General features: G+C 73.1%; 19 protein-coding genes. 12 read left to right on the plus strand and 7 right to left on the minus strand.

The annotated features are described in order from the left end of the window. Positions 1–64 precede the first annotated feature (64 nt). From I6G21_RS08325 to I6G21_RS08335, 3 genes are all read left to right on the plus strand, one after another. On the plus strand, positions 65–2,791 hold the full coding sequence (locus I6G21_RS08325; protein ID WP_129357586.1) for a bifunctional acetate--CoA ligase family protein/GNAT family N-acetyltransferase: 2,727 nt from the start codon (positions 65–67) through the stop codon (positions 2,789–2,791). A 111-nt stretch (positions 2,792–2,902) separates the two neighbouring features. Next, complete coding sequence (locus tag I6G21_RS08330; RefSeq protein WP_075513917.1) at positions 2,903–3,502, plus strand: DUF5998 family protein; 600 nt, start codon at positions 2,903–2,905, stop codon at positions 3,500–3,502. Continuing rightward, positions 3,499–4,722, plus strand: a complete 1,224-nt coding sequence (locus I6G21_RS08335; protein ID WP_232238434.1) for an alkaline phosphatase family protein — start codon at positions 3,499–3,501, stop codon at positions 4,720–4,722. The genes I6G21_RS08330 and I6G21_RS08335 overlap by 4 nt, the downstream gene beginning before the upstream one ends. 72 nt (positions 4,723–4,794) lie before the next feature. On the opposite strand, the gene I6G21_RS08340 is transcribed toward I6G21_RS08335, so the two are convergent. Both I6G21_RS08340 and sepH read right to left on the minus strand, forming a co-directional pair. Beyond that, a complete protein-coding gene (locus tag I6G21_RS08340) occupies positions 4,795–5,805 on the minus strand; it encodes a hypothetical protein (RefSeq protein ID WP_129357585.1) in 1,011 nt (336 codons plus the stop codon). Positions 5,806–5,889: 84 nt separating this feature from the next. Continuing rightward, on the minus strand, positions 5,890–6,954 hold the full coding sequence (gene sepH / locus I6G21_RS08345; protein WP_165590124.1) for a septation protein SepH: 1,065 nt from the start codon (positions 6,952–6,954) through the stop codon (positions 5,890–5,892). Between the two features lie 343 nt (positions 6,955–7,297). Here sepH and I6G21_RS08350 point away from each other — a divergent pair, with 343 nt between their 5' ends. After that, positions 7,298–7,597, plus strand: a complete 300-nt coding sequence (locus I6G21_RS08350) for a DUF4193 domain-containing protein (RefSeq protein WP_058731643.1) — start codon at positions 7,298–7,300, stop codon at positions 7,595–7,597. A 123-nt stretch (positions 7,598–7,720) separates the two neighbouring features. Here the strand turns inward: I6G21_RS08350 and I6G21_RS08355 are convergent, their stop codons facing one another. Next, positions 7,721–8,302, minus strand: coding sequence for a DUF3093 domain-containing protein (locus I6G21_RS08355; RefSeq protein WP_081101582.1), 582 nt, complete (start codon positions 8,300–8,302; stop codon positions 7,721–7,723). Positions 8,303–8,526: 224 nt separating this feature from the next. On the opposite strand from I6G21_RS08355, the gene dut reads away from it, so the two are divergent. The 4 genes from dut to I6G21_RS08375 all read left to right on the plus strand — a co-directional run bounded on the left by dut (position 8,527) and on the right by I6G21_RS08375 (position 11,108). After that, on the plus strand, positions 8,527–8,985 hold the full coding sequence (gene dut, locus I6G21_RS08360; protein ID WP_129357584.1) for a dUTP diphosphatase: 459 nt from the start codon (positions 8,527–8,529) through the stop codon (positions 8,983–8,985). A 69-nt stretch (positions 8,986–9,054) separates the two neighbouring features. Then, positions 9,055–9,852, plus strand: coding sequence for a DUF3710 domain-containing protein (locus I6G21_RS08365; RefSeq protein ID WP_129357583.1), 798 nt, complete (start codon positions 9,055–9,057; stop codon positions 9,850–9,852). Position 9,853: 1 nt separating this feature from the next. Beyond that, entirely contained in the window at positions 9,854–10,318 is a 465-nt protein-coding gene (locus tag I6G21_RS08370; RefSeq protein ID WP_061225476.1) for a hypothetical protein, read from the plus strand. A gap of 40 nt (positions 10,319–10,358) precedes the next feature. Next, the gene (locus I6G21_RS08375) at positions 10,359–11,108 is read left to right on the plus strand and encodes a DUF3159 domain-containing protein (protein ID WP_196826034.1); all 750 of its coding nucleotides are present in this window, start codon (positions 10,359–10,361) and stop codon (positions 11,106–11,108) included. On the opposite strand, the gene I6G21_RS08380 is transcribed toward I6G21_RS08375, so the two are convergent. Together I6G21_RS08380 and I6G21_RS08385 are read right to left on the minus strand one after the other, a co-directional pair. Beyond that, entirely contained in the window at positions 11,059–11,796 is a 738-nt protein-coding gene (locus I6G21_RS08380; protein ID WP_064725255.1) for a potassium channel family protein, read from the minus strand. The two genes, I6G21_RS08375 and I6G21_RS08380, sit on opposite strands and share 50 nt — an antisense overlap. A gap of 2 nt (positions 11,797–11,798) precedes the next feature. Next, a complete protein-coding gene (locus I6G21_RS08385) occupies positions 11,799–12,536 on the minus strand; it encodes a potassium channel family protein (RefSeq protein ID WP_058730299.1) in 738 nt (245 codons plus the stop codon). A gap of 116 nt (positions 12,537–12,652) precedes the next feature. On the opposite strand from I6G21_RS08385, the gene I6G21_RS08390 reads away from it, so the two are divergent. The 4 genes from I6G21_RS08390 (at position 12,653) to acnA (ending at position 19,305) form a co-directional block, all read left to right on the plus strand. After that, entirely contained in the window at positions 12,653–14,701 is a 2,049-nt protein-coding gene (locus tag I6G21_RS08390) for an APC family permease (protein WP_129357581.1), read from the plus strand. Then, positions 14,698–16,014: a class I SAM-dependent RNA methyltransferase gene (locus I6G21_RS08395; protein ID WP_129357580.1), complete on the plus strand. Its 1,317-nt coding sequence runs from the start codon at positions 14,698–14,700 to the stop codon at positions 16,012–16,014. The genes I6G21_RS08390 and I6G21_RS08395 overlap by 4 nt, the downstream gene beginning before the upstream one ends. Next, the gene (locus I6G21_RS08400) at positions 16,011–16,211 is read left to right on the plus strand and encodes a hypothetical protein (RefSeq protein WP_129357579.1); all 201 of its coding nucleotides are present in this window, start codon (positions 16,011–16,013) and stop codon (positions 16,209–16,211) included. Before I6G21_RS08395 ends, I6G21_RS08400 begins: the two co-directional genes overlap by 4 nt. Before the next feature lie 286 nt (positions 16,212–16,497). Then, a complete protein-coding gene (gene acnA / locus I6G21_RS08405; protein ID WP_058730302.1) occupies positions 16,498–19,305 on the plus strand; it encodes an aconitate hydratase AcnA in 2,808 nt (935 codons plus the stop codon). Between the two features lie 92 nt (positions 19,306–19,397). Here the strand turns inward: acnA and I6G21_RS08410 are convergent, their stop codons facing one another. Together I6G21_RS08410 and I6G21_RS08415 are read right to left on the minus strand one after the other, a co-directional pair. Next, positions 19,398–19,907 (minus strand): Rieske (2Fe-2S) protein, encoded by a 510-nt coding sequence (locus tag I6G21_RS08410; protein WP_129357578.1) that lies wholly within the window; start codon positions 19,905–19,907, stop codon positions 19,398–19,400. 113 nt (positions 19,908–20,020) lie between these two features. Next, complete coding sequence (locus tag I6G21_RS08415; protein WP_129357577.1) at positions 20,021–22,165, minus strand: 3-hydroxyacyl-CoA dehydrogenase NAD-binding domain-containing protein; 2,145 nt, start codon at positions 22,163–22,165, stop codon at positions 20,021–20,023. Positions 22,166–22,285 lie beyond the last annotated feature (120 nt).

Below are 22,285 nucleotides of genomic sequence, written 5' to 3' on the forward strand. Positions count from 1 at the left end.
CCCGGGGTGCCGCCGCGTCGTCACGCCCACCCGGAAGTATGATGCGCCCGACTAGGATGGGGTCATGGCCGAGTCCGAGCAGCCCCCGTACCCCGCCCACTGGGAGGCCGACGTCGTCCTGCGCGACGGTGCCACCGCCCACCTGCGCCCCGTGCTGCCCACCGATCGGGACGCCCTGGAGCGGATGTACGCCGGGCAGTCCGAGCAGACCATCTACCTGCGCTTCTTCACCTACAAGTCGGCGCTGACCGCCAAGGAGCTGACCCGCTTCACCACCGTGGACCACACGGACCGGGTGGCCTTCGTGCTGATGCTGGGGGAGGAGATGATCGGCATCGGCCGCTTCGATCGCACCGGGGATCCCGCCGAGGCCGAGGTCGCCTTCTTCATCTCCGACGCCCACCACGGCCGCGGCATCGGCTCGATCCTGCTGGAGCACCTGGCCGCGGCCGGCCGGGAGCGGGGCATCCGGCGGTTCACCGCCGAGGTGCTGCCGGAGAACCGGAAGATGCTCAGCGTCTTCTCCGAGGCCGGCTACGAGCTGTCCCGCGGCTTCGACGACGGCGTGGTCATGGTCCACTTCGACATCGACCCCACCGAGCGCTCCCGCGCCGTCATGGAATCCCGGGAGCACCGCGCCGAGGCGAAGTCCGTGGCCCGGCTGCTGGCCCCCCGCTCGATCGCGGTGATCGGGGCCAGCCGGGACTGGACCAGCCCCGGCCACGAGGTCCTGGTGAACATCGTGGAGGGCGGGTACACCGGGTCCGTGTACGCCGTGAACCCCGAGGCCCTGGAGGTCGCCGGGATGATGGCCCACCCCAGCATCGCCGAGGTCCCGGAGATCGTGGACGTGGCGATCATCGCGGTGCCCATCGACCGGGTCGCGCAGGTGGTGCGCGAGTGCGGGCGGGCCGGGGTGCGCGGGGTCCTGGTGATCACCAGCGGATACGCCGACGACGGCGCCCGCGGCCGGGCCCGCCAGCGGGAGCTGGTGCGCATCGCCCGGAACCACGGGATGCGCGTGATCGGCCCGGCGTCGATGGGCATGGTCAACACCGACCCCGAGATCCGCCTGAACGCGACCTTCGGCGAGCACGCCCCCGGTGGGGGCGCGCTGGGGCTGTTCAGCCAGTCCGCGGCCATCGGCGTGATGATGTACACCTCGGCGTTCCGCCGCAGCATCGGCGTCTCCTCCGCCTTCTCCGCCGGCAACCGCGCGGACGTCTCCGGCAACGACCTGATGCAGTACTGGGAGGACGACCCGCGCACCCGGGCCGTGTGCCTGTACCTGGAGTCCATCGGCAACCCCCGCAAATTCTCCCGGATCGCCCGGCGCCTGGCCCGCACCAAACCCGTCATCGTCGCCAAATCCGAGGTCACCGGGCGCCAGCTGCCCCCGGGACACACCGGGCGCACCAGCTCCGCCCCGCCGGAGGCGCTCAACGCGATGATGCGCCAGGCCGGGGTGATCCGCGCGGACACCTCCGAGCACCTGATGGACATCGCCCAGATCCTCGTCTCCCAGCCCCTGCCGCGCGGGCGCGGGGTCGCGGTGGTCTCCAACGCCTTCGCGCTGAGCCGGGTCATCGAGGACGCCTGCACGGCCCACGGGGTGGAGGTCCGCCGCCGCGAGGACGCCCTGGACACCTCCGGGCTGGAGACCGACCCGCGCGAGATCATCCGCGAGGCCCTGCTCGCGGCCCTGCGCGCCCCCGACGTCGACGCCGCCATCGTCACGCTGCTGCCCACGCCCCTGGCCGATCCCGACCAGATCGCCGCGGTGCTGATGGACTGCGCGGCGCAGACCGGGACCCCCGTGCTCGCCGCGTTCGTCGGGGTGCTGGACTCCTCGGCCTCCCGCCGCGGCATCTTCCCGTGCCCCCGCACCCTCGAGGAGTCCGCCGCGGGGCAGGAGGAGCCTCGGGAGCTGCCGGGGCTGCCCTGCTTCGAATCCCCGGGGGCCGCGGTCGGCGCGCTCGCGGCGATCATGGACTACGTCGACTGGCGGGAGAAGGAGGAGGCCTTCCTGGCCGAGGTGGACGGCACCGACGCCAAGGCGGTGCGGCGGCTGCTGCGCGAGGAGGCCCCGAGGATCCCGGGGGAGGGGCTGCTGGAGCTGGATCAGCAGCGCACCCGGCAGCTGCTCGGGGCCTACGGCATCGAGGTGCTGGAATCGGTGCCCTTCGCCACCGAGGAGGAGGCGGCGCGGGCCGCCGAGCGCCTGGGCTACCCGGTGGTGCTGAAGACCACCGACGCGACCCTGCGCCACCGCCTGGACTTGGGCGGGGTGCGCCTGGGCATCGAGGACGAGGCCGCGCTGCGCCGGGACATCGCCCTGATGCGCCGGACCCTGCGCCCCTACGGGGAGGTGGGCCTGGAGGTCCAGGCCATGGGCGCCCCCGGGCAGAACTGTGTCATCCGGGCCATCGAGGATCCCCTGCTCGGGCCCGTCGTCTCCTTCGGGATGGCCGGGGACGCGGTGAACCTGCTGGAGGACTGGGCCCACCGCGTCCCGCCCCTGACCCAGCGGGACGTGCGGATGATGGTGCGGGCCCCGCGGGCCAGCCGCAAGCTGTTCGGCTACGAGGGGCTGCCGGTGGTGGCGGTGTCCCTGCTGGAGGAGCTGCTGGCCCGGGTGGCGCAGCTGAAGGACGCCCACCCGCAGATCGCGCGCCTGGAGCTGAATCCCGTCATGCTCTCCGCCGAGGGGCTCACGGTGCTGGGCGCCCGGGTGGATCTGGGCAACCCCCAGCGGCGCACGGACTCCGCCCGGCGCACCATGACCCGGTGATCCACAGGGCCTCCCGGGGCTGGCCGGGCGGGACGTAGAATGGCCGGACGACGGGGCGCCGCGCACAGCACGCCCCGCGCAGCGGATCAGCGGCACCAGGAAAGCGAGTCGATGGCAGAGTCGGGATATCAGGGACGGAAGCTGGAAGAGGACATCACCAACGCGGGCTTCTACCCGCAGCTGGTCATGGACGTGGTCACGGACGCCCTGGACGGGGCCGTGCCCACCTCGCACCTGGTGCAGGTGGAGACCCACTTCGATCAGACGGAGGTCCACCGGCACGTGACCGTCCTGGCCCTGGCCGGCGAGGTCGTGCAGGTGACCCACGTGGATGACCAGGCCCTGGACGAGGACGGCCAGGACGTGGTCGCCCACGTGTCCACGGAGACCGTGCCGATCCGCAACCTCACCTCCGTGACCCTGTCCTTCGCCTACCGCCAGCCCCAGGAGTACACCCCGCGCACCCCCGCCTCGGAGGTCACGCTGATGATGTCCTGGACCGGCTCCCAGCGCATCGACGTGCAGCCGGCCGACTGCGGGGATCCCGCCTGCGAGGCCGACCACGGCTACACCGGGGTGGCCCCCCGCGAGGACGTCGTGCTGCGCATCTCCGCGGAGGCGGACGGCCCGCAGGCGGTGGAGGACGCCAAGGAGTTCGCCCGGGCCCTGCGCCGGGCCAACACCGCCCTGTCCGGGACCTCCCACCTGTGAGCCCGGCCCCGCTGCGGGACCTGCTCGGGCGCGAGATGCCCCCCGCCCCGGCCTACGGCACCGGCGCCGTCGCCGATGCGCTGGCCTCCGCCGCCGCCCTGCATCGGCCCGTGCAGGCGCTTGCCGAGCAGCACCGGCCCGTCGGGATCGCGGACCGGCTCGGCCTGTCCGCCGCGCTGGATGAGGCCGGGCGCTCCCGGGGCCCCTACCGCAACGTGTGCCTGGTCCTGGTGGACGGGCTCGGGGCCGAGCAGCTGGACCGGCACCTGGGCTACGCCCCGACCCTGCGCCGGGCCGCCCGCCTGGCGGATCTGGACGCGGCCTTCCCCTCCACCACCGCCGCATCCCTGGCCACCCTGGGCACGGGGGAGTCCCCGGGTCGGACCGGGATGGTCGGCTACGACGTCGTGGACCCGTCCCGGCGGGTCGTCGTCAACCAGCTCTCCGGATGGGACCCGCAGGTGCTGCCCGAGCACTGGCAGCCGCTGCCGACGATCTTCCAGCGACTGGAGGGCCTGACCGGCGTCGTGACCGTCTCCCAGCGCGCCTACGCCGGGTCGGCCCTGACCCGGGCGGCCCTGCGCGGCGGGGACTTCCTGGCCGCCGGCTCCACCACGGCCCGCGTGGCGAAGGCCGCCCAGCGGCTGCAGAGCCCGGAGCCCACCCTCATGTACCTGTACTGGCCGGAGCTGGATCAGGCCGGGCACCGGCACGGCGTGGATTCCCCCGCCTGGCGCGAGGCCCTGGAGGAGCTGGACTCCGGGCTGCGGCGGCTGCGCTCGCGGACGGGGGAGGAGACCCTCATCCTGCTCACCGCGGATCACGGGATGGTCGACGTTGCCGCCCATCACCGCATCTCCTACGACGAGCACCCGGAGCTGGTCGCCGGGGTGGAGCTGACCGCCGGGGAGCCGCGCCTGGTCCAGCTGCACCTGGCCGATCCGGAGGATGAGATCGCGCGGCGGCGGCTGATCGAGGCGTGGGGGGAGTGCTTAGGGGACCGGGCCTGGATCCTGGACCGGGAGGACCTGCTGCGCGCGGGCTACTTCGGGGCGCTGCGCGAAGGGGTCCGCGGCCGCATCGGGGATCTGCTGATCGCCGCCTCCGGGGAGCTCGCCCTGTACGACCTGCGCCGGGTCTCCCCGCTGGCCAAGGGCATGGTGGGCCAGCACGGCTCCTGGACCGACGCCGAGCGGACGGTGCCGCTGCTGGCCCTGTGAGCCGGATCGAGGCGGACCCGCCCTCCCGATCCGGGCGCTCTGCGCTCGGGTGGGCCCGCTCCGAGGAGGGATCTACTCCCCGGGGACCGGTTCGTCCTGCCCCGACTGCCCGTCCTGGTCCTGCCCGCGGGTGTCCTGGGTGGGCAGCTGCCCGCCGGGGTTGGTCGGGGCCGGGGCCTGGGTGCTCGGGGCGGGTGCCTGGGTCGTGGGCTCGGGTGCCGGGGCGGAGGTCGGCTCCTGCGTGGGCTCCCGGGTCGGCTCCGGCGTCGTGGGCTGCTCGGTGGGTTCCTGCGTGGTCGGCTCCGGGCTCGGCGCGGCGCTGGTGGTGGGCGCCTGCGTGGGCTCCTGGGTCGGCTGCGGGGCCACCGAGATCTCCCCCTGCTGCGGAGGCTCGATGACCGTGGGCTGCGGGGCCGGGCTGGTCTCCTGCCGGGTCGGCTGCGCGCTGCTGGGCGAGGGGGAGCTGGAGGTCGTGGGCGGCGCCGAGGAGGTCGGGGCCGGGGCGGGCTGGTCCCCGCGCTGCTGGTAGAGGTAGGTGGCCCCGGCGCCGATGCCGAGACCGATCACGGCCAGACCGGCCAGGGCCGCGATCCGCCCGGCCCGTCCGCGACGAGCCGGGGACCGCCCACCGGCCTGATCCGGGGCTTCCGCCCCCGCTGCCTCGGGGGCCGCGGCGGCCTCGCGGGCCGCCGTGATGGGCGCGGCCTCGTCCCCTCCGGGGGTTGTGCCGTTCGCGGCGGACGCGGCCGCCGCGGCCCCCTGCCGGCGTCGGCGCGCCCAGCGGCGCCGCTGAGCGGTGGCCTCCGGATCGTCGGGCAGCTGCGGGCCGAACAGCTCATCGTTCAGACTCACCATCGGCTCGGTGGGCTGACCCGTCGCGGTCTGTGCGGTCGCATCGTCCACGTACTCGTAGCCCGGTGCCAGCGCCTCGCGCTCCTCCTGCGCGGCGACCTGCTCGGTCGCCTCCGTCTGCGGAGCCGACTCCTCGGCGCCCGCGGCCTCCCGGGCGGCGGAGTCCTCGGATCCGCCGTGCGGGGCCGCGGGGTCCTGTGCGCTGTCGCGACGACGCCGTTTCTTGGCCATGAAGTCACTGTCCCATATCAGGTGCGGTGGTGGTCGATGCCGATCCCGTCCGGCGGGCGGCCCGGGAGCGTGCGGGGGTGTGGATCAGTGCCGACCGCCGAAGACGATGTCGTCCCAGCTGGGCACGGAGGGACGCCGGCCGGAGCCCCGCTGAGCCCCGGCGCCGGGGTGCCGGCCGTGGTCGGCGTCTTCGTCGGCCCGAGGATCGGTCTCCTCCGGGGCGGAGGCATCCTCGCCCATCCGCTCGGCGAGGCTCTGCACGCGGGCGTCGGAGGAGGGATCGGTTCCGGCCGCCCGGCCGCGACGCCGCTGCAGCTCCTCCAGCAGCTCGTCCTGGGCGTCCTGCGCGGGCTCCGGCACCGTGCGCAGCTCCGCACGCTCGGCCGGGTCGGTCTCGGCCGTCGCGGATTCCGACGGGGCGGGATCCTGCCCGGCCGGGGCGGACTCGTCCGCCTCCGGGGCCTCCGGATCCTGCGCCTGATCGTCCAGCTCCTGCGGGCCGGGGGAGGGCTGGCCCGCCGCCTCCTGCCCTCCGGTCTCGCGGCCCAGGAGGAACTCGGCGACGGCGTTGGCCGCGGTCACGGTCTGGTTGGCGGGGTTGTAGACGAAGCGAGCCGGGAACTCGGCGCCGTCGGGCAGCTGCCCCAGGGCCGCGGGGGAGTAGTCCACGGACACCGAGACGTTCCACTGCCCGTCCTCGCGCTGCCAGGAGTTCCACTGGGCGTCGCCCTCGGCGAAGCCCCAGTCCTCCCGCACGGCCACGATCTGCTCGTGCAGGCTCGGACGGGTCGAGACGGCGGTGCGCTCGGCGTGCAGCGGGGTCACCGCCACGGCCTTGGCCTCGGCGACGATGTGGGAGCGCTCGGCGAGGATCGGCCATTCGTAGCGGCGCACCCGCTCCGGCTTCCACCCGGACTCGGCCACGATCTCATCCACGCTGGCCCCCTGGCGGAACCGGGTCTGGATGTCCCGGGGCCCGAAGACCCCGTTGCCGGACAGCCCCCGGGCCGGATGGGCGCGACGGGCCTTGACCACGGCGTTGCGCAGGTCGGAGTCGAGGGGCGCGCTGAAGCGCTGCTCGCCATCCGGGGTCTCCAGGATGAGGTGCTGCCCGTCATCGTGCACCCCTACGAATCGCAACTGCTGCATCGGCTCTCCTTCGACATCGTGACCGTCCGCCGGTCCCGCCGCCCCGGCGCCGGGCTCGGCGATGACGGCTCCCGCGAGGGTATCACTGACCAGAGTACCCGTTCGCTCCGCGCGGATTCGGGCAGGTGCGGGGCCTGTTTCCGCCCCTGACGACGCCGTGCGCGCGCCACGGCTGGACACGGTGTGTCCGATGGTGTTCAATCGTCGCGTTACCGGCGCCGCACCGTCCCCTGCACCGCGAATCCGAGGGGCAGCATCGCGTGCCGAACGGACCGCACATCCGTCACGACCGGCTCTCATCGAGGAGAGCGGGTCCCCCGACATCGAAAGGGTGACTCACCCAATGGCCACCGATTACGACGCCCCCCGCAAGCAGGACGAAGAGACCAGCGCCGACTCCATCGAGGAGCTGAAGTCCCACCGCGGGGATCAGCAGTCCAACGTCGTCGACGAGGACGAGAACGCCGCCGCGGAGAGCTTCGAGCTGCCCGGGGCGGATCTGTCCCACGAGGAGCTCTCCGTCGTCGTGCTGCCCGCCCAGCAGGACGAGTTCACCTGCGCCTCCTGCTTCCTGGTCCGCCACCGCTCGCAGATCGCCCGCGAGGAGGACGGCCTGTACTACTGCGTGGAGTGCGAGGGCTGAGGCTCGCGCCTCCCCAGACCGGCGAGGGCCCGGCGGATCCGCCATGATCCGCCGGGCTCTCGCCCGTTCCGGCTGCGTCGGTGGCGCCGCCGGACCCGAAGGCCGCCGTTCGCGCGGGCAGTCTCAGCGGCGCCACCCGGGGTTGTCCTCCGGGGAGGCGGCCGGCTCGGTGTACTCCAGGGCGTGCTCGTCCTGCTCGTCCGGATCCCCGCCCAGGGCCCGCACCAGGTCCTCCGGGTGCCGGGCGTTGGCCAGCCAGTAGGGGGTGGGGTCCGCGGGATCCTCGATGCGGATGCGCACCACGGGGGAGACCCACGGGCGGAAGCACATGTAGGCCCGTCCGTCCGCGGCCGGCCCCGCCGCGATCCGAGCGGCGTCCCCGCGGAATGCCTCGGCCCGCCCGACGTAGCGCCGTTCGATGTGGGCCCGGCCCACCTGCAGGGAGTCCTGGGTGACCTCCAGGACCGGGGAGGTGGCCGTGAGGATCACCCCGAGCAGGCCCGCCAGGACGACGGCCACGGCGGTGCCGATCGGGATGCTGATGGGGGCCCCGATGAGGAACACGGCCAGGCCGAAGACCACCACCAGGATCCAGGTTCCCACCGAGGGAACCAGCTTCTCCCGGAACAGCACCTCCCCGGGAGCCGTCACGGCCGGGGAAGAGGCGGGGGCGTCATCGTGCGGGGTGGGCAGGGATGCTGACATGCCTCCAGGATCTCACGAACCCGACCCCCGCACGCCCCGCGGCCCGGGGGCCGGGCGGTGCGGCAGGGTCCCGCCCCGCCGGTTCCCCGTCCGGTGAACTACAGTGGCCTACGGGCCCCCGACGCCGTCCGCGTGCCGCGGCGCGAGCGGCAGACGGGAGGCTGGCGCCCCGGCCACACGCCGTCTTTTCGCATCCCGTCCACCGAGGAAGTGCTCCCGAGACCATGAGCCAGACCACTGAGATCCCGCTGCAGCTGCTGGACCCCGAGCTGGACCCGCCGAGCTACGCCCACCCCGGAGACGCCGGCGCGGACCTGCGCAGCCGGGTGGACCTCGTGATCGAACCGGGCCACCGGGCCGCCGTGCCCACCGGCGTCGCCCTGGCCCTGCCCCGCGGCCTGGTGGGGCTGGTGCACCCGCGCTCCGGACTGGCCCTGAAGTACGGCGTCACCGTGCTCAATGCCCCCGGCACGGTGGACTCGGGATACCGGGGAGAGATCGTGGTGACCCTGCTGAACACCGACCGCAGCGAGCCCTTCGCGATCCGCCGCGGGGACCGCATCGCGCAGCTGGTGGTGCAGCGCCACGAGACCGCCGCGTTCACGCTCGTGCCGACGCTGGCCGCCGAGGACGAACCCGCCGCCCGCGGCGCCGGCGGCTTCGGCTCCAGCGGGACCCGCTGACGACACCACCGACGCGACCCGGCACCGGGTCGGCACACGACCGAGACGACGAGGAGAGGCTGAGGCAGCATGCTGGGATTCGGCAGGAAGAAGAAGGACCAGGCCGAGCAGGAGCCGGCGGTCGACGAGCAGAAGGACGCCGCGCGGAAGGATGACGCACGGAAGGACCCCGCGGCGTCGCAGGCCGAGGTCAGCGACGCCGCGGGGGAGGCCCAGGCCCCTTCCGAGACCGAGGAGCGGACCTCCCAGCGGGCCCAGACCGGGCCCTTCGACCTCGCCGAGGTCGACGCGGCGGACCTGGAGGGGTTCATCGACCTGGGCGGGCTGCGCATCCGCCGCGAACCCGGGGTGAACCTGCGCCTGGACGTGGATCAGAAGTCCCAGCGGGTCGTGGCCGTGACGCTGGAGGATGGTCAGGCCAGCGTGCAGGTCCAGGCCTTCGCCGCGCCGAAGTCCCGCGGGCTGTGGCCCCAGATCCGCACCGAGCTGGCCGAGTCCGTGCGCTCCCAGCAGGGCATGGTGGACATCACCGAAGGGCCCTTCGGGCGCCAGGTGCTGGCCAAGATCCCGGCCAGCCTGCCGGACGGGCAGCGGGGCCTGCGCGTGGCCCGCTTCGTCGGGGTGGACGGGCCGCGCTGGTTCCTGCGCGGGGTGTTCACCGGGGACGCGGCCGTGCAGGAGCAGGCCGCCGCCCGCATGGAGGAGCTGTTCCGCGGCATCGTCGTGGTGCGCGGGCGCGAGCCGATGGCCCCGCGGGACCTGCTGCCCCTGGAGGTCCCCGCCGAGGCCGTGCGTCGCACCGAGCCCCAGGAGGAGCCGGACCTGCAGGTCCCGCAGCGCGGTCCCGAGGTCACCCAGATTGGCTGAGGTGCCGACCCCGCCCCGGCCCGAGCGGCGCGGCGGCACCGCCGAGTACCTGCCGGTGCACGGGTCCATGTCCCACCAGCCGGGGATGAGGCCGCGGGTGCGGGTGCTCGTGGAGGGGCGGATCAGCGAGGTGCGCCTCCAGCCGATCGGGGCCCTGCCGCGCTACGAGGCCGAGGTGGAGATCCGCCAGTCCCTGCGCACCGTGGTCAGCGCCCAGACCAAGGCGGCCCGCGGCTCCTTCGCCGCGCCGACCTCCGCGATCGCGATGGACACCCCGGAGCTCTCCGACGCCCCCGGTCCGCTGGCCCCGGGGGCCCGGGTCCGCCTGATCTGGCACGGCCAGCGCAGCGTCCCCGGGCTCGACGCCGGGACGCGGCTGCGCTGCTCCGGGATGCTCGCCCGGGATGCGGTCGGCCCGGTCATCTACAATCCCCGCTACGAGATCGTCTCCCGGCACACCCCGTGACCGGCGTCGACCGACCCGCCCAGGAAAGGACCCCGGACCCGTGACCCAGGACCCCGGACAGCGTTCGCCCCAGCACCCCGAGTCCGACGGGGCCTCACCGGACTCCCTCGGGCGCACCCTGGCCGCCTCCTACGGCGCCTCCGGAACCTTCCGCCGGGACGAGCAGGGCCGCATCGACCTGCTGCACGCCGTCGGCGGGTGGCGAGGGATCGCGGAGTCCGTGCTGCCCAGCCTGGTCTTCCTCGTCGTCTACCTTTTCACCCAGCACCTGGGCCACGCCCTGTGGGTGGCCGTGGCCGCGGCCCTCGCGGCCGCCCTGCTGCGCGTGGCCCAGCGCGGCAGCCTCCTGCAGTCCCTGGCCGGGGCCGCGGGAGTGCTGGTGTGCGCCGGATTCGCTCGCTTCACCGGCCAGGCCGCGGACTACTTCGTGCCCGGCTTCTGGATCAACGGCCTCTATCTGCTCGGCGCCCTCGTCTCGATGGTCGCCCGCTGGCCCGTGATCGGGCTGTTCTACGGTTTCCTGCGCGGGGAGGGCACGGCCTGGCGCTCCCGGCCCGAGCGGCTGCGGGCCTACCAGTGGGCCACGGTGGTCTTCGCGGGGATGCTGGCCCTGCGCCTGGCGGTGCAGCTGCCCCTGTACGCGGCTGATCTGGTGGGGCCGCTCGGGGCCGCCCGGATCGTCATGGGCACCCCGTTCTACCTGCTCGTGCTGTGGCTGGGGTGGCTGATCTCCCGCCCGGCTACAGCTCCTGACCGTGGGCCGTCTGATCGCGGTCCGGAACCTGCCTGACCCCCTGATCCTCGGTCCCGGCCTCGCCCGCGGCGCGGTTGAAGGTCAGCTGCAGCTCCCGCTCCCCGTGGGCGGTGGTGATGAAGAACAGCTCGTCATCGCCCTCCAGGACGTCGTCGTCGCTGGGGGTGATCGGGATCCCGTCGCGCAGGATCGCCACCAGGGTGGTCTGCTCGGGCCACTCGATCGCGCCGACCTCCGTGCCGATGAACCCGTGCCCGTGGGGCACGGTGTACTCGATGAGGGTGGCCCCGCCGGCCTGCAGGTTCAGCAGCCGCACGACGCCGCCGACCTCCACGGCCTCCTCGACCAGCGCCGTCATCAGCCGCGGGGTGGACACGGCCACGTCCACTCCCCAGGCGTCGTCGAACAGCCACTCGTTCTTGGGGTTGTTGACCCGGGCGATGGTGCGCGGCACCCCGAACTCGGAGCGGGCCAGCAGGGAGACGACGAGGTTGGACTTGTCATCTCCGGTGGTCGCGACGATCACGTCCGCGGACTGCGGGGCGGCCGCGCGCAGCACGGACAGCTCGCAGGCGTCCCCGATCAGCCACGAGGCGCCCTGCAGGTTGGAGCGCCCGATGGCCTCGGGCTTCTCGTCCACGAGGGTCACCTCGTGGCCGTGGGTCAGCAGCTCCCGGGCGATCGAGGATCCCACGGATCCCGCGCCCACGATCAGCACCTGCACCGCTAGCTCCTTCCCTCCCCGCGCCGGCGCAGCGCCCGGCGGGGCCGATCGTCCTCCCGGTACTCCTGCTCCTCCGGATCCTGCGGCGGATTCGCGAAGACCTTCGCGACCTCGTCCACCTCCTGGGTGCGCAGCATCGCGTGCACGACGTCGCCCTGCTGGTAGCTGGTGTCGGGGCCGGGCAGCTGGCCCTCGCCGAAGCGGGTGATGAACGCGATGCGCACCTCCGCTGCGGCCTCGATGCGCTCCAGCGGCAGGCCCGCCCAGGCCGGGTGCAGCTTCAGCTCGGCCAGCACCAGCCGCCCGGAGGCCTCCCGGTAGTCCCCGGTGACGTCCTGCTCGGGCAGGATCCGGCGCAGCACCTGGTCCGTGGACCAGCGCACCGCGGCGACCGTGGGGATGCCCAGGCGCTGGTAGAACTCCGCGCGATTCGGGTCGTTGATCCGGGCGACCACGTGCTGGACCTTGAAGGTCTCCCGGGCCACCCGGGAGGCCAGGATGTTGGAGTTGTCCCCGGAGGAGACGGCGGCGAAGGCGTAGGCCTGCTCGATGCCGGCCCGGCGCAGCGTGTCCCGGTCGAAGCCGATGCCGGTGATCTGGCGGCCCTGGAAGTCCGCGCGCAGGCGCCGGAAGGCCGCCTCGTCCCGGTCGATCACGGACACGGTGTGCCCGGCGGTCTCCAGGGAGTGGGCGAGCATCACGCCCACGCGCCCGGCACCCATGATGACGAAGTGCGGCACGGCGGGATCAGTCCTTCCGGGGCGGTACGGGGGCGGTGAGCGGTCGGGTCCGAGCTCCACAGTAGTGCACCCGTCCCCTCCCGGCGCACCCCGAGGCGGTGGGGTAGCGTGGGCCTGTGCGAACCCCGGGCTCCCGTCTGCGCGACGCGGTCCTCGGCGCTCCCCAGGAGACCGAGCGGCTGCGTCGGCTCTCCCTGCCTCGGCGCCAGGCCATGCCCGTGTTCGGCGCCGACGGCGTCTCCTCCCTGGCCTACTCCCCGGACGAGGTCGTCATGGTCCTGGCCCTGGCGGGCACGGCCGCGCTGAGCCTGGCCCCGTGGGTGGGACTGCTCATCGCGGTGACCCTGCTGCTGGTGATCGGCACCTACCGGTACAACCTGCGTGAGGTCGCCCGCTCCGGCGGGGACTTCCAGGTGGTCTCGGATCGGCTGGGACCCCGGGCGGGCACCGCGGCGGGGGTCAGCCTGCTGTTCGACTTCGTGCTGACCGCGGCCGTCTCCGCCGCGGCGGCCTCCTCCTACCTGGTGACCCTGCTGCCCTCGCTGGCCGGGCACCGGGTGGGGATCTGCCTGGTCATCATCGCCGTGCTCACCGCGGTGCGCCTGCGCGGGATCGGCCTGATCGGGCGGCTGAACCCCGTGCCCGCATACCTGTTCGTCCTGCTGGTGGCGGTGCTGGTGGCCGTCGGGCTGGCCCAGGACGCCGCGGGCACCCTCGGACCCGCCCCGAGCGCGGACTACGGCATCCAGCCGGGCCGCCAGGTGGAATCCGTGGTCACCGGCGCCGGGCTGGCACTGCTGGTGCTGCGGGCCTTCTCCTCGGGCGCGGTGGGCCTGACCGGCGTGGAATCGGTGTCCAACTCCGCCCGGTTCTTCCGCCGCCCCCGGGCACGCGGCGCCTCCCAGACCCTCCTGGCCATGGGGCTGGTCTCCGCGGTCTTCCTGGTCGCGGTGCTGCACCTGGTCCGGGCCACCGGCGCCGTCGTCGTCATGGATCCGCGCCAGCTGGTCATCGACGGGGCGACGGCCCCGGCGGACCTGCACCAGATGCCCCTGCTGGCCCAGGTCTCCCGGGCGGTCTTCGGCGACGGGCTGCTGGGGGCGCTGGTGCCCATCGCCACGGTCCTGGTGCTGCTGGTCGCCCCGGCGGCGGCCTACTCGGGCTTCCCGGTGCTGGCCTCCGCGATGGCCCGGCGCGGCTACCTGCCCGTGCACCTGAACGCCCGGCTCAACCGCGCCGTCTACGCCAACGCCGTGCTGCTGCTCGGGGTCGCGGCCTGCCTCGTGGTCCTGGCCTTCGGCGCCCAGGTCAACGACCTCATCCAGCTGTACGTGCTGGGCGTGCTGTTCTCGATGTCCCTGACCCAGGCGGCCGTGATCCGCACCCGCCACCGCAGCATCCGCCTGGTCCTGGACCGGCTGCCCCGCAAGCGGCTGATCCGCGACCAGCTGGTCACCTGCGTGGGCTTCGCCGCGACCGTGCTCGGGCTGCTGATCGTGCTGGTGACCAAGCTCGTGCAGGGCGCCTGGGTCACGGTCCTGGTCGTGCTCGTGGGAACCTGGCTGTGTCTGCGGATCAAGAGCCATTACGAGCGAGTCGATGAGGAGTTGGCCGTGCGCGAGAACAACCCCCTGAAGGCCCTGCCCTCCCGGGTGCACGCGATGGTCGTCATCCCGCGGCTGCGTCTGCCCGCGCTGCGGGCCCTGGCCTACGCCAGGGCCTCCCGGCCCTCCAGCATCGAGGCGCTGGTGCTGAACATCGACGAGACCCGCACCCACCGCATCCGAGCCCTGTGGGACCGCTACGAGGTGCCCGTGCCCCTGACGATCCTCGCCGCGCCCTTCCGGGACCCGGTGGCCCCCGTGGTGCGCCACGTGCGCCGCTTCCTGAAGCGCTCCCCGCGCGACGTCGTCGTGGTCTACATCCCGGACTACGTGGTGGAGCACTGGTGGCAGGCCCTGCTGCACCACCGGCTCTCCCGGCGGCTGGTGCGGGCCCTGCGCCGCGAGCCCGGGGTGATCACCGCGGTGGTGCCCTGGCGGCTGGGCCGCGAGGACGGGCAGGACGTGCCCGATCCGACGCAGACCCCGCGGGTCGTGGACGGGCAGGCCCCGGGCGAACCGGCGGCCTCGGAGACGACGCAGACGGCGGAAGGACAGCGATGAGGATCGGCGACGAGTTCGCGGTGCGCCTGACCGGCATGGCCCACGGCGGGGCGGCGCTGGGTCGGCACGAGAACCGCGTGGTGTTCGTGCGCCACGGGATCCCCGGCGAATCCGTGCTGGTGGAGGTCACCGGCCTGGGCCCGAAGGGCCGCTACGCCGAGGCCCGGCTGCTCGAGGTCCTGGAGGCCTCCCCGGACCGGCGCGAGCACCCGTGGCCCGCCGCCGATGCCCTGCTCACCCTGCACCCGGTCGGCGGCATGGAGTACGGGCACATCCGCCCCGAGCGCCAGCGCCTGCTGAAGGCCGACGTGCTGCGCGAGCAGCTGGTGCGCCTGGGCGGGATGGATCCCGCGGACCCCCTGCTGGAGCAGCTGACGGTCGTCGATCCCGCGGCGCTCGCGGACCCGGCCGTGCTGGCCGCCGCGGGGAGCTCGGACCGGCAGGGGCACTCCGACCCGGAGCCCTCCGGGGCTCACGGCGGCTGGCGCACCCGGGTGCACTTCGCCGTGGACGACGAGGGCCGCCCCGGGATGCACCCCTACCACGAGGAGCGGGTCATCCCGGTGGAGCGCTTCCCCCTGGCGGTGCGGGAGATCCAGGAGCTGGGCCTGGGCGCGGGGCGCTTCCCCGGGGTCTCCCGGATCGACGTCGCCGCCCCCTCGGCGGGTGCGGGCTCGGCTAGCCGGCCGCTGATCCTGTTCACGGCCGCCCCGGACACGCAGGATCTGGCGCCGCTGGGCCGGGAGCTGGATGTGGCCCTGGACGCCTGCCCGGCCGACGTCGAGGTCTCCGCGGTCCTGCAGCCGGCGCGCATCCCCGGACGCCGCGGCCCCCGGCCCCAGCCGATCGTGCTGCGCGGGGATGACCACGTGGTGGAGACCCTCCCCGTGCCGAGCCCGGACCGGCCCGATGCCCCCGCCCCGCTGCGCTTCCGCGTGGGTGCGGGCGGGTTCTGGCAGAACCACCGGCTGGCCCCGGCCGCCCTGACCGAGACCGTCCGGCAGCTGGCCGACGTCCGCCCGGCGGATACCGTGTGGGACCTGTACGGCGGGGCCGGGCTGTTCGCGGCGCTGGCCGCGGACCAGGTGGGTGCGGGCGGCACGGTGTGGTCCGTGGAGGGCTCCCAGGTCACCTCCGGGGACGCCCGGCACAATCTGGCAGGACAGGGTCCGGCCCGCACCGAGGGCTCGCGGGGGGCGAAGGTCATCGCCCAGCGCGCCGCGGTGGAGCGGGCCCTGACCGGCAGGCCCCGTACCGGGACCCCCGACGTCGTCGTGCTGGATCCTCCGCGGGACGGGGCGGGCGCGCCGTGATGCGGCGGCTGGCCGCCTGCGGGGCGCGGCGCATCGTGTACGTGGCCTGCGACCCGGCGGCCCTGGGCCGGGACGCCGGCTTCCTGCGCGCGGACGGCTGGGAGCCCACGGCGGTGCGGGGACTGGACCTGTACCCCGAGACCCACCATCTGGAGGCCGTCGCCGTCTTCCAGCCGGGCCCGGACCGCTCCCGCTGAGCGCGAGCTGAACGGTGGGCCGCGTCAGGGGAGGGGCCGCGCCGTGCCCTGCCGCCGGACGCGCCCCGACGGATGTGGCCTCGGCTACGTCCCGATGCTGGGATGGCTGGGGTGAGCGGGTAGACTGCACGGCGAAGGCTTAGCGTCACTGTGTCTCCAAAGGTCTGCATCACACACCGGAAGAAGGCGAAGGCGCCCCACTCACGGGCACGCGACCGCTGGGATCCCACCGGACGAGGACGGCAGCTGGGCCTGGACCATGAAGCGGCGAGAGGAGTGCCACGCAATGAGCACCGTGGACAGCTTCGGTTCCAAGGACGTCCTGGACGTCGACGGCACCGAGTACGAGATCTACCGGCTGGACAAGGTCGAGGGTTCCCAGAACCTGCCCTACAGCCTCAAGGTTCTGCTGGAGAACCTGCTGCGCACCGAGGACGGTGCCAACATCACCGAGGACCACATCCGGGCGCTGGCCTCCTGGGACCCCACCGCGGAGCCCGACACCGAGATCCAGTTCACCCCCGCGCGGGTGATCATGCAGGACTTCACCGGCGTGCCCTGCATCGTGGACCTGGCGACCATGCGCGAGGCCGTCAAGGAGCTGGGCGGGGATCCGAACAAGATCAACCCGCTGGCCCCGGCCGAGCTGGTCATCGACCACTCCGTGCAGATCGACTCCTTCGGCAACAAGGACGCGATCGAGCGCAACATGGACATCGAGTACCAGCGCAACGGCGAGCGGTACAAGTTCCTGCGCTGGGGCCAGACGGCCTTCGAGGACTTCAAGGTCGTGCCCCCGGGCATGGGCATCGTGCACCAGGTCAACATCGAGTACCTGGCCCGCACCATCATGGCCCGTGAGGTCGACGGCGTCCTGCGCGCCTACCCGGACACCCTGGTCGGCACCGACTCCCACACCACCATGGTCAACGGCCTGGGCGTGCTGGGCTGGGGCGTGGGCGGCATCGAGGCGGAGGCCGCTATGCTCGGCCAGCCCGTGTCCATGCTGATCCCGAAGGTCGTGGGCTTCAAGCTCACCGGCAAGATCCCGGCCGGCTCCACCGCGACCGACGTCGTGCTGACCATCACCCAGATGCTGCGCGAGCAGGGCGTGGTCGGCAAGTTCGTGGAGTTCTACGGCGAGGGCGTCTCCGAGGTGCCCCTGGCCAACCGCGCGACTATCGGCAACATGAGCCCCGAGTTCGGCTCCACCGCCGCGATGTTCCCGATCGACGAGGTCACCCTGGACTACCTGCGCCTGACCGGGCGCTCGGAGGAGCAGGTGGCCCTGGTGGAGAAGTACACCAAGGAGCAGGGCCTGTGGCACGACCCCTCCCAGGAGGTCGCCTACTCGGAGTACCTGGAGCTGGACCTGTCCACCGTGGTCCCGTCCATCGCCGGCCCGAAGCGCCCGCAGGACCGCATCGAGCTGACCAAGGCCAAGGAGCAGTTCCGCTCGGACCTGACCAACTACGTGCACGAGGACGTCTCCGAGCAGGAGAAGGAGTCCTTCCCCGCCTCGGACGCCCCGAGCCACTCCGCGACCGAGGAGCAGGAGGAGCAGGAGCGCCCGCGCGCGACCGTCTCGGCCGCCGCCGGGGCGGAGGGTCGCGCCTCGGATCCCATCGAGGTCTCGATGCCGGATGGCCGCGAGTTCGAGATGGACCACGGCGCGGTGGCGATCGCCTCGATCACCTCCTGCACCAACACCTCCAACCCGTCCGTGATGATGGCCGCCGGTGTGCTGGCCCGCAACGCCGCGGCCAAGGGTCTGACCTCCAAGCCGTGGGTCAAGACCTCGATCGCCCCGGGCTCCAAGGTGGTCACGGACTACTACGAGAAGGCCGGGCTGCTGCCGGACCTGGAGAAGGTCGGGTTCTACGTGGTCGGCTACGGCTGCACCACCTGCATCGGCAACTCCGGGCCCCTGGAGGACGAGGTCTCCCAGGCGGTGAACGAGAAGGACCTCTCGGTCACCTCGGTGCTCTCCGGCAACCGGAACTTCGAGGGCCGGATCAACCCGGACGTGAAGATGAACTACCTGGCGTCCCCGCCGCTGGTCATCGCCTACGCCCTGGCCGGGTCCATGGACTTCGACTTCGAGAACGACCCCCTGGGCCAGGACCCGGACGGCAACGACGTGTTCCTCAAGGACATCTGGCCGGACCCGACCGAGGTGCAGAAGATCATCGACGACTCCGTGTCCACGGAGGCGTACACCACCGAGTACGGCACGATCTTCGACGGCGACGAGCGCTGGCAGTCCCTGGACACCCCCACCGGAGACACCTTCGAGTGGGATGAGGAGTCCACCTACGTGCGCAAGCCCCCGTACTTCGAGGGCATGGCCATGGACCCGGAGCCGGTGGAGGACATCCACGGCGCCCGGGTGCTGCTCAAGCTCGGGGATTCGGTGACCACGGACCACATCTCCCCGGCGGGCTCCTTCAAGACGGACACCCCCGCGGGGCAGTACCTGACCTCCCACGGGGTGCAGCGCAAGGACTTCAACTCCTACGGATCCCGGCGCGGCAACCACGAGGTCATGATCCGGGGCACCTTCGCCAACATCCGCATCAAGAACCAGCTGCTGGACGGCGTGGAGGGCGGGTTCACCCGCGACTTCACCCGCGACGGCGAGCAGGCCGCGGTCTACGACGCCGCGCAGCACTACGCGGAGGAGAACACCCCGCTGGTGGTGCTCGGTGGCAAGGAGTACGGCACCGGGTCCTCCCGCGACTGGGCGGCCAAGGGCACCCGGCTGCTGGGGGTGCGCGCGGTGATCACCGAGTCCTTCGAGCGCATCCACCGCTCCAACCTGATCGGCATGGGCGTGCTGCCGCTGCAGTTCCCGGCCGGGGAGTCCCACGAGTCCCTGGGCCTGGACGGCACGGAGACCTTCTCCATCACGGGAGTCACCGAGCTGAACGAGGGCCGCACCCCCAAGACGGTGCACGTGACCGCCGAGCACCCGGAGGGCAAGACCACCGAGTTCGACGCCGTCGTGCGCATCGACACCCCGGGGGAGCGGGAGTACTACCGCAACGGCGGGATCCTGCAGTACGTGCTGCGCAACCTGGTGCGCCAGCAGTAGGGCCCGTTCCACCGACGACGGCAGGCCTCCGGCCCGGATCGATCCGGGCGGGAGGCCTGCCGTCGTCTCCGTCCCCTGTGCGCGGGGGGGGGTCAGCTGCTGACGATGATCCGCCCGTTCTTGACCTGCGCGGTGAACTCGGGCAGCGGCTTCTGGGCGGGCCCGGCCTGCACGGAGCCGTCTTCGATGGAGAACACGGAGTGGTGGCACGGGCAGGTCAGCTGGGCGCCGTCGGCGTTCACGGTGCAGCCCTGGTGCGGGCACACGGTGGAGAACGCCTTGAACTCGCCCTTGCTCGGCTGGGTCAGCAGCACGGTCGTGCCGTCCTTCGCCTTCTGCACGGACCCGCCCTCCGGGACCTCGTCGGTGCCGGCGAGGTCCAGGGGCTCGGCGATGGTCTCCGCATCCGTCGCGGAGTCCTTGCCGTCACCGCAGGCGGCCAGCAGCACGGCGGCCCCGGCCGCGGCCCCGGCACCGGCCAGGGCCCGACGCCGGGTGGTCCCGGCGGGCCGGTCGGACCGGGCGCCCGCCTCCTCGTGGCCGCAGCGGGCGCAGCGGGGGGCGGCGTCCTCGGGGTGGGAGCGGGTGTTCTCGGCGGGCATGGCAGGGGCCTTCCTCATCGTCGCTGGGTCATCGCGGTCGCTGTGTGCGCGGCGCGGCCGCCCCGGGGACGGTGCGGAAGGCCCCGTGCGGAATCCTCGCGGGAGCCGGTGCCTCAGATCCGGTCGAAGGCGCCCACCCGGTCCAGGTAGCGGGTGATGCCGCCGTTGAAGAAGGGCCAGTTGGCGCCGAGGATCATGGCCAGGTCGATGTCCGCCCGATCCGGGACCACGCCTTCCTCCAGCATACGAGTGATCTCCCGGGCCAGGGCTTCTTCGGCGTCCGTGTGGATCGTCTCAGCGTCCTTCCCCTCGCCCTCGGCCTCGATCAGCTCCTGGGCCTGCGGGGTCAGCCCGCCGGAGCGGTCCGCGATGGGCCGGATCTTCGACTCGGCGAGCCGGCGGAAGTTGCCCGAGACGTGGAAGCGCTCACCCTGGTAGGTGCGCAGGGACTCCAGCAGGTGCACCCCGATGGGCAGGCCGACCAGGTCGATCAGGGTGAAGGCGTCCATGGGCAGGCCCAGGGACCGCAGGGCCTCGGAGATCCGCTGCGCCGGGGCGCCTTCGTCCAGGTCCCGGCCCACCTCGGAGAGCACCACGCCCAGGATGCGGTTGACGATGAACCCGGAGGAGTCCCGGGCGCCCACGGCCACCTTGCCCAGGCGCTGGGCCAGGTCGAAGGCGGTGGCCACGGCCTGATCGTCGGTGTGCTCGGTGCGCACGATCTCCACCAGCGGCATCACGGCCACCGGGTTGAAGAAGTGGAAGCCGATGACCCGCTCCGGGTGCGCCAGGTCCTCGACCATCTCCGAGACCAGCAGGGAGGAGGTGTTGGTGGCCAGGATGCAGTCCTCGCCCACGCTGCGCTCCAGGTTCGCGAAGACCTCCTTCTTCACGGAGGTCTCCTCGAACACGGCCTCAATCACCAGGTCGCAGTCGGCGTAATCGGACGTGTCCACCGTGCCGGAGACCAGCTCGCCCAGCTGCCCGGCCTGCTCCTCGCTGAGCCGGCCCTTGGCCACGAGCTTGTCCAGCTCCCCGCGGATGGTCTCCAGGCCGTGATCCACCCGGGAGCGCTCCACATCGGAGATCATCACCGGAACCTGCAGGCGGGTCAGGAACAGCAGGGCCAGCTGCGACGCCATCAGCCCCGCGCCGACGACGCCGACCCGGCCGATCCGCCGCGGCTCGGTGCTCGGGGGCACCATCGAGGGGTGCTTGGCCCGGTGGGTGACCAGATCCAGCATCGCGTACAGGGCCGAGGGCAGCTGATCCCCGGCCACCAGCTCGCCCATCGCCTCGATCTGCGCGGCCCGGGAGTCCGCGCGGGTCTGCTGGGGCCCGGCCGCGAACAGCTCCAGGGCGGTGTTCGCCGCATCCGAGGCGCCGGCGGTCTTGCGGGCCACCACCTGGCGGGCCCGGGTCACGGCCTGCTCCCAGCGTTCGCGCAGCGCGGGGTCATCCTGCGCGCCGGTGTCCGCGGCGAACAGGGCGGCGTCGGGATCGACGGCCTCCGGGCGGTGCACCTCGGTGCGCCCGGTCACCACCTCGCCGAACCAGGCCAGGGCCTCGGGGCGGGCGGCATCGTCGTCGGCGCCGGCCTCGGTCAGGGCGTCGAGGATCCCGGCCTCGCGGGCCTGCTCCGATGTCAGGGTGCGGTTGCTGTTCAGCGGGTTCTCGAAGATCACGGTCACCGCCTGCTCCGGGCCGATCAGGCGGGGCAGATCGAAGATCCCGGCCCAGCCGGGGAACAGGCCCAGGCGGATCTCGGGCAGGCCGATGTTGCGGGTTCCGGGATGCCCGATCCGGTAGTCCGCGGCCAGGGCCAGCTCCAGGCCGCCGCCCAGGGCGGTGCCGGTGACCCGGGCGAGGGTCGGCACGGGCAGCTCGCGGATCGCCTCGACGAACTCGTGGCCCATGGACCCGATCATCTCCAGGGGTGCGTCGGTTCCGCGCAGATCGCGCACCAGGGACAGGTCCACACCGGCGGCGAAGGTCGGGGCGGTGCCCTCGATCATGACGGCCTGCACCCGGCCCTCCTCGGCCAGCTCCCGGACCTCGCTGACCGCCTCCAGCAGGGCGTCGATGGATCGCGGCCCGAGGGTCTCCGGGCGCTTGTCGGCGTCGTTGTGCAGGGTCAGGACGGCGACCTTGCCGTCCGTTCCGGGCAGATCCAGGATCTCCCGGCGCACCTGGGTGACGACCTCGTCGCCGCAGTGCTCGGTCAGGGGGGTGTGGTCCGTGGTGGGGGTGGTGGACACGGGGCATCCTCTCGTTGTGTCGGATTCCCCACCAGCCTAGCTGTAAGACGCGTCACGAGGTAATCGGTACGGGCGGTATCGCATGACGCCGCGGATGGGCCCCGCGGAGGCCGATCCGCC

This window comes from Rothia kristinae, from assembly GCF_016028855.1.
In the GTDB taxonomy this organism is placed as follows: Bacteria; Actinomycetota; Actinomycetes; order Actinomycetales; family Micrococcaceae; genus Rothia; species Rothia kristinae.

Coding starts and splice junctions, on each gene's coding strand:
- sepH (WP_165590124.1), bottom strand. CDS start 6,954: ATGCAGCAGTTGCGATTCGTAGGGGTGCACGATGACGGGCAGCACCTC.
- I6G21_RS08355 (WP_081101582.1), bottom strand. CDS start 8,302: ATGTCAGCATCCCTGCCCACCCCGCACGATGACGCCCCCGCCTCTTCC.
- dut (WP_129357584.1), top strand. CDS start 8,527: ATGAGCCAGACCACTGAGATCCCGCTGCAGCTGCTGGACCCCGAGCTG.
- I6G21_RS08330 (WP_075513917.1), top strand. CDS start 2,903: ATGGCAGAGTCGGGATATCAGGGACGGAAGCTGGAAGAGGACATCACC.
- I6G21_RS08395 (WP_129357580.1), top strand. CDS start 14,698: ATGAGGATCGGCGACGAGTTCGCGGTGCGCCTGACCGGCATGGCCCAC.
- acnA (WP_058730302.1), top strand. CDS start 16,498: ATGAGCACCGTGGACAGCTTCGGTTCCAAGGACGTCCTGGACGTCGAC.
- I6G21_RS08340 (WP_129357585.1), bottom strand. CDS start 5,805: ATGGCCAAGAAACGGCGTCGTCGCGACAGCGCACAGGACCCCGCGGCC.
- I6G21_RS08365 (WP_129357583.1), top strand. CDS start 9,055: ATGCTGGGATTCGGCAGGAAGAAGAAGGACCAGGCCGAGCAGGAGCCG.
- I6G21_RS08350 (WP_058731643.1), top strand. CDS start 7,298: ATGGCCACCGATTACGACGCCCCCCGCAAGCAGGACGAAGAGACCAGC.
- I6G21_RS08410 (WP_129357578.1), bottom strand. CDS start 19,907: ATGCCCGCCGAGAACACCCGCTCCCACCCCGAGGACGCCGCCCCCCGC.
- I6G21_RS08325 (WP_129357586.1), top strand. CDS start 65: ATGGCCGAGTCCGAGCAGCCCCCGTACCCCGCCCACTGGGAGGCCGAC.